5 protein-coding genes are annotated in these 5,608 nt (G+C 65.2%); 4 read left to right on the forward strand and 1 reads right to left on the reverse strand.

Translation table 11 applies throughout. The annotated features are described in order from the left end of the window. From JWQ24_RS00345 to JWQ24_RS00360, 4 genes are all read left to right on the forward strand, one after another. The coding region (locus JWQ24_RS00345) for an acyl-CoA dehydrogenase (RefSeq protein WP_299802996.1) at positions 1-560 on the forward strand (560 nt) is incomplete at its 5' end. 186 nt (positions 561-746) lie between these two features. Continuing rightward, positions 747-2,264, forward strand: a complete 1,518-nt coding sequence (locus tag JWQ24_RS00350; RefSeq protein ID WP_299802998.1) for an AMP-binding protein — start codon at positions 747-749, stop codon at positions 2,262-2,264. 169 nt (positions 2,265-2,433) lie between these two features. Further along, entirely contained in the window at positions 2,434-3,528 is a 1,095-nt protein-coding gene (locus JWQ24_RS00355; protein ID WP_299802999.1) for an NAD/NADP-dependent octopine/nopaline dehydrogenase family protein, read from the forward strand. Beyond that, positions 3,525-4,508, forward strand: coding sequence for a 3-hydroxybutyryl-CoA dehydrogenase (locus JWQ24_RS00360; RefSeq protein WP_299803000.1), 984 nt, complete (start codon positions 3,525-3,527; stop codon positions 4,506-4,508). Before JWQ24_RS00355 ends, JWQ24_RS00360 begins: the two co-directional genes overlap by 4 nt. Before the next feature lie 136 nt (positions 4,509-4,644). Here the strand turns inward: JWQ24_RS00360 and JWQ24_RS00365 are convergent. Beyond that, positions 4,645-5,608 (reverse strand): peptidase M29 (locus JWQ24_RS00365; RefSeq protein ID WP_299803001.1); only part of this gene is annotated, 964 nt, incomplete at its 5' end.

Here is a 5,608-nt window from a genome sequence, read left to right on the forward strand (position 1 = left end):
GCGGCACGGTCTCGCGCACGCTGCTTTTCAAGGACGTGTTCGTGCCGGAAGATGCGGCCTTGATGCCGCGCGGCGTCTATTTTCAGGCCGCGATGCGCTGGCCGCATATGTTCCTGACGCTGTCGCCCACCTATGTCGGCCTGGCGCAGGCGGCTTACGATTTCACCGTGCGTTATCTGCGCGGTGAGATGCCGGGCACCCCGCCGGTGAAGCGCCGGATGTATCCGACCAAGCAGATCGCGGTGGCGCAGATGCAGATCAAGCTGGAGCAGATCAAGGGCATCTGGTTCCAGGCGGTCACCGAGGCTTGCGCCAATCCGAGCAAGGAGCAGGTGCTGCGCGCCTATGCGGCGCAGTATTCCGTGATGGAAGGCGCCAACGAGATCGCCACGCTGGCGATCCGCACCTGCGGCGGCCAGGCGATGCTGAAGTCGCTGCCGCTGGAGCGGATCTACCGCGACAGCCGCTGCGGCGCCCTGATGCTGCCCTGGACCGCAGAGCTGTGTCTCGACCGCATCGGTCGCGACGCGCTGTACGAACCGGGAGAGAAGGACGAGTAAAAAGACACGACGCACGACACGCGCAGCCGTCATTGCGAGAAGCCCTTGCGACGAAGCAATCCAGCTCTTCCGGCATTTGTGGCCTTCTGGATTGCTTCGCTCAGCGAAGTTCGCCAACGGGCGAATTTCGCTGGCTCGCAATGACGTTCTCTTCTACGAGCCCTCACCAACTCCGGACATCGCATCGTGGACCTCTCTGATCTCATCGCCCGCAACGCCGCGTTCACGCCGGACAAGCCCGCGGTTCACTTCGAGGGCGAGACGCTCAGCCATGCCGCGTTCCACGCGCGCATCGAGGCCACGGCGAAAGCGCTGAAGGCCGAGTGCCATGTCGGCCGAGGCGATCGTGTCGCGATCCTCAGCCTCAACCGCCCGGACTATCTCGTGCTGCTTTATGCCTGCGCGCGGCTCGGCGCGATGCTGGTGCCGCTGAACTGGCGGCTGGCGGTAGCAGAGCAACTGTTTATCCTGTCGGATGCCTCGGTGAAGGTGCTGGTGCTTGAGCAGGCGTTCGCTGCGATCCTGCCATCGCTCGCCGAGAGCCTGCCCGACACCCGCATCATCGCGCTCGATTTCACACCGCCCGCCGGCGAGACGTTCGACGCGCTGCTCGCAAAAGCCAGCGGCGACGGCCGCAATCCGCATACCGGCCTCTCCTGCCCGCTGCTGATCGTCTACACCTCCGGCACCACCGGCCGGCCCAAGGGCGCCGTGCTGCGCCAGGAGGCATTGCTGTGGAACGGCGTAATGAGCCAGCACATGCATGGCCTCACCTCCGATGATCACGTGTTGACCGTGCTGCCGTTCTTCCATGTCGGCGGGCTCAACATCCAGACCACGCCGGCGTTGCATTTTGGTGCCACCGTGACGATCCACGCCCGCTTCACGCCGGACTCAACACTCGCCGCAATCGTCGATCGACGGCCGACGCTCACCGTATGGGTGCCGGCGATCATCCAGGCGATGACCGAGCACCCATCATGGGCTTCGACCGACGTGTCCTGCCTCAAGGCGGTGTCGACCGGATCGCAAATCGTGCCGCCGCATCTGATCGCCCGCCTCACCGCGCGCGATATCCCGGTACTGCAGGTCTATGGCTCCACCGAAACCTGCCCGATCTCGGTCTACACAAGGCTGGGCGGCGACCTGTCCCGAACCGGCTCGACGGGATTGCCGGGCCTGTGCTGCGAAGCCAGGATCGTCGATGATACCGGCGTCGAACAGCCCGCACACAGCGCCGGCGAGATCGCCGTGCGCGGCCCAAACGTGTTCTTCGAATATTGGGGCAATGAGAGCGCCACGCGCGAGGCGTTGCATGACGGCTGGTACCGCACCGGCGACATCGGCACCCGCGACGCCGACGGCTACTTCTGGGTCCACGACCGCAAGAAGAACATGATCATCTCCGGCGGCGAGAACATCTATCCCGCCGAGATCGAGCGCGTGCTGCTCGAGCATCCCGATGTCGCCGAAGTCGGCGTGATCGGCGTGCCCGATCCGAAATGGCAGGAAGTGCCGGTCGCCTATGTCCTGCTGCGGCCGGAATGCCATTGCACGGCCGAAGCCCTGCGCGCCCATGTGCTGACGCAACTGGCCCGCTTCAAGGTGCCGCGCGACATCATCTTTGTCACCGATCTGCCGCGCACCGCGCTCGGCAAGGTCCAGCATTTCAAACTGAAGCAGAGCGCGGACGCTCCAGAATGATGCCGCGAACTCACCCCCTCATGGTGAGGAGGCGCCTCTTCGGCGCCGTCTCGAACCATGAGACGCAAGGTCACATCCATCCACGCATCCTTCGAGACGCGCGCAAGAGCGCGCTCCTCAGGATGAGGGAGTGGCTGGGGATGCAGCTTGTAAGAAAGAAAGTTCAACAATGAAGATCGCAGTTCTGGGCGGCGGCAATGGTTCCTTCGCCGCCGCAGGTGACTTCGCCCTGCAGGGCCATGACGTCCGCCTCTGGCGTCGCGACAAGGACGCCGTCACCGCGCACCGCGCTGCCGGCTCGCGCATTGTCGTCAAAAACGCGCAGGGCACGCTCGACACCCAACTGACGCTCGTAACCACAGATATCGCGGAAGCGATCCGCGATGCCGAACTGATCCTGTGCCCAGCTCCCGCATTCGCGCAACCCGACATTGCCCGCGTGCTGGCGCCGCATCTCGCGGACGGCCAAGTGGTGTATCTGCCGCCGGCGACCTTCGGCTCGATGATCTTCGCCAAGGCCGCCCATGACGCCGGCAACCATGCCCGCATAGCTTTTGCCGAGACCGGCACCCTGCCCTGGCTGGCGCGCAAGCACGGCCCGTTCGAGGTATCGATCACCATCCGCGCCAAGCGACTGCCGACCGGCGTGTTTCCGCTGGCGCTGTCCGACCACGCCTGCAAGGTGATCGACCGGGCCTTCCCCGGGGTGATCGAGCCCTGCGGCGATGCTTTGTCCGGCGCATTGATGAATGCAGGCCCGGTCATCCACCCGCCGCTGATCGTGATGAATGCTGGGCCGCTGGAGCATTTCGAAACCTGGGACATCCACAAGGAAGGCACGCAGCCCTCAATCCGCCGCGTCACTGACGCGCTCGATGCCGAGCGCATCGCCGTGCGCGAGACCTTCGGTTACCACGGCCCGCATTTCCCGTTGGCGCATCATTACGCCAGCGAGGGCGAGGAATGGATGTATGGCCGCGGCTCGCACGACCGCCTCACCGATTCCGGCGACTGGCGCGAGCACATCGTGTTGCGCGAGCACCGCTACATGCGCGAGGATCTGCGCGTCGGCCTGTCGTTCTTCCTGTCCTGCGCGACACTCGCCGGCACCGACACGCCGCTGATCAAGGCCTTCCTCGCCATCGGCGGCGCAATTTGCGGCGAGAATTTTCTGCAGGGCGGCCGCACGCTGGCCTCGCTCGGCTTCGGCGATCTCGACCGCGACGGCCTGCTCAAGCTGCTGCGCGAAGGTTTTGCGTCATGACTTCGCGCGACACCATCGCCTGCCTCGGCGCCGGCCGCATGGGCCGCGGCATTGCGGTGGCCTTCGCCTATGCCGGGCACGACGTCGCCATCGTCGATTTCAAGGCGCGCGACACCGACAAGTTCGCAGGACTCGAAGCCGAAGCGCTCGGCGAGATCCGCAAGACGTTTGCCTCGCTGTCGCGTTTTGGTCTGCTGACGCCGGCCGATGTCGAGACGCTGATGGCCCGCGTCAGCGTGGTGCCGGAGACCGGCGCCGCGGCCGCGCTATCGAGCGCCGCGATCATCTTCGAGGGCGTGCCGGAAGTGCTCGACCTCAAGCGTGAGGCGCTGGCGAAGGCGTCGCAGCTTGCAGGGCCGAATGCAATCATCGCCTCAACGACATCCACCATTCTGGTTGATGACATTTCGAGTGCGGTCGCGCATCCCGAGCGCTTCCTGAATGCGCACTGGCTCAACCCGGCCTATCTGGTGCCGCTGGTCGAACTCTCGCCGGGCAAGGCGACCGATCCGGCCATCACCGCGCGAGTCATCGAACTGCTCGAAGGCATCGGCAAGAAGCCCGTGGTCTGCGCTGCGACGCCCGGCTATATCGTGCCGCGCATTCAGGCTCTCGCGATGAACGAGGCCGCGCGCATGGTCGAGGAAGGCGTCGCCTCCGCCGCCGATATCGACAAGGCGATCAAATACGGCTTCGGCTTCCGCTTCGCCGTGCTCGGCCTCCTGGAATTCATCGACTGGGGCGGCGGCGATATCCTGCACTATGCCAGCCAGTATCTCACCGGTGCGCTGAACAGCGATCGCTACGCCGCGCCGGACATCATCGGCCGCAACATGGCCGAAGGCAAAGTCGGCCTGCGCTCTGGCGAAGGTTTTCTCGATTACGCCGGCATGGATGTCGACGCCTATCGCGAGCAGCGGCTGGCGGCATTCGTGGATCTGCTGCGGCACTTTGAGCTCGCAAAGCCGCCGGTGCTGTGACGCAATTTACGACATCGTCGAAATTGTAACTCTGTCATGGCCGGGCCTGTCCCGGCCATCCACGATGTCACGCGCTGTCGTGGATGGCCGGCATAGCGCCGGCCATGACGAACGAGAGAGTGTCGTTCGGGACTGACTACCCGAATACATCCTGCAGAACGCCGGCCTTGATCACCACCACGCCGTCGAGTTCGACCGTGGTGTTCATCACCGGCAGATCGAAATGCCCGGCCGTGTAGCGCCCGGCGAATTCGTTAGCGCCGGTCGAGAACAGGAAATTGCCGGCCACGGCGCGGATCTCGGTGCCGTTGGTATCGCGCTGGTCGTACATCGCCAGCGCCTCATAGCGCGCATTGGGATTCATGCCCCAGCCGACATGCGACACCGCATAGGCTTCCTTGTCACCCCAGGCAGCGAGGTAGCGCTTCATCATCTCCGCATCGGCCCCCTCGCCGGTCAGCTCGACGACGTAATCGTCCTTCAGCACCATCCGCACCGGCGACGTCAGATAGCGCTTGAAGGTGAGGTTGATATCGCCGGCGTCCATCACCAGCGTGCCATTGATGGTTTTGCTCTTCGGGAAACTCACCACGATGCCGCCCGGCCAATGCGCGAGCGTGCCCGGCTTCTCGGTCCAGCCCCAGATGCCGACGGTCGGCGCGCCCGCCATATCGACTTCGAGATCGGTGCCGCCCGGCGACGTCACGGTCATGCGCTTCGAGGAGCGCAGGAGTTTCGCGGCCGCGCGCACGCGCGTTTCAAGCGCGCTGTCCGGCGCCATGCGTTCGAGCGCCTCGGGGTGCTCGTTCGAGATCACCAGGATACGCGCACCGCTTTTGAGGATCGCCGGCGTCTCGGGTGCATGCATCAGGCCCTCGATGGTGCAGTCGACCACGAAGCCGGCGGCTCCAAGCGCGCCGATCACGGGGCCACGCCCGCCGATGGCTTCGCTGGCGCCGGTCGAGCGCACCGGCACCGGATGCCGGTTGCGTGGGCTCGGCACCACGATGTGGAACGGCCGCGCGCCGAGCCGCAGCAGCGCGAGTTCGGCAAGCTGCACGTTGAGCGCCCGCGACTGGGTCTCGGACAGGATCGCCGCC

The organism is Tardiphaga sp. (assembly GCF_028290495.1).
Classification (GTDB): domain Bacteria; phylum Pseudomonadota; class Alphaproteobacteria; order Rhizobiales; family Xanthobacteraceae; genus Tardiphaga.

Excerpts from the sequence above, each read along its gene's own strand:
- JWQ24_RS00355 (WP_299802999.1), top strand. The coding sequence starts at position 2,434 with ATGAAGATCGCAGTTCTGGGCGGCGGCAATGGTTCCTTCGCCGCCGCA.
- JWQ24_RS00360 (WP_299803000.1), top strand. The coding sequence starts at position 3,525 with ATGACTTCGCGCGACACCATCGCCTGCCTCGGCGCCGGCCGCATGGGC.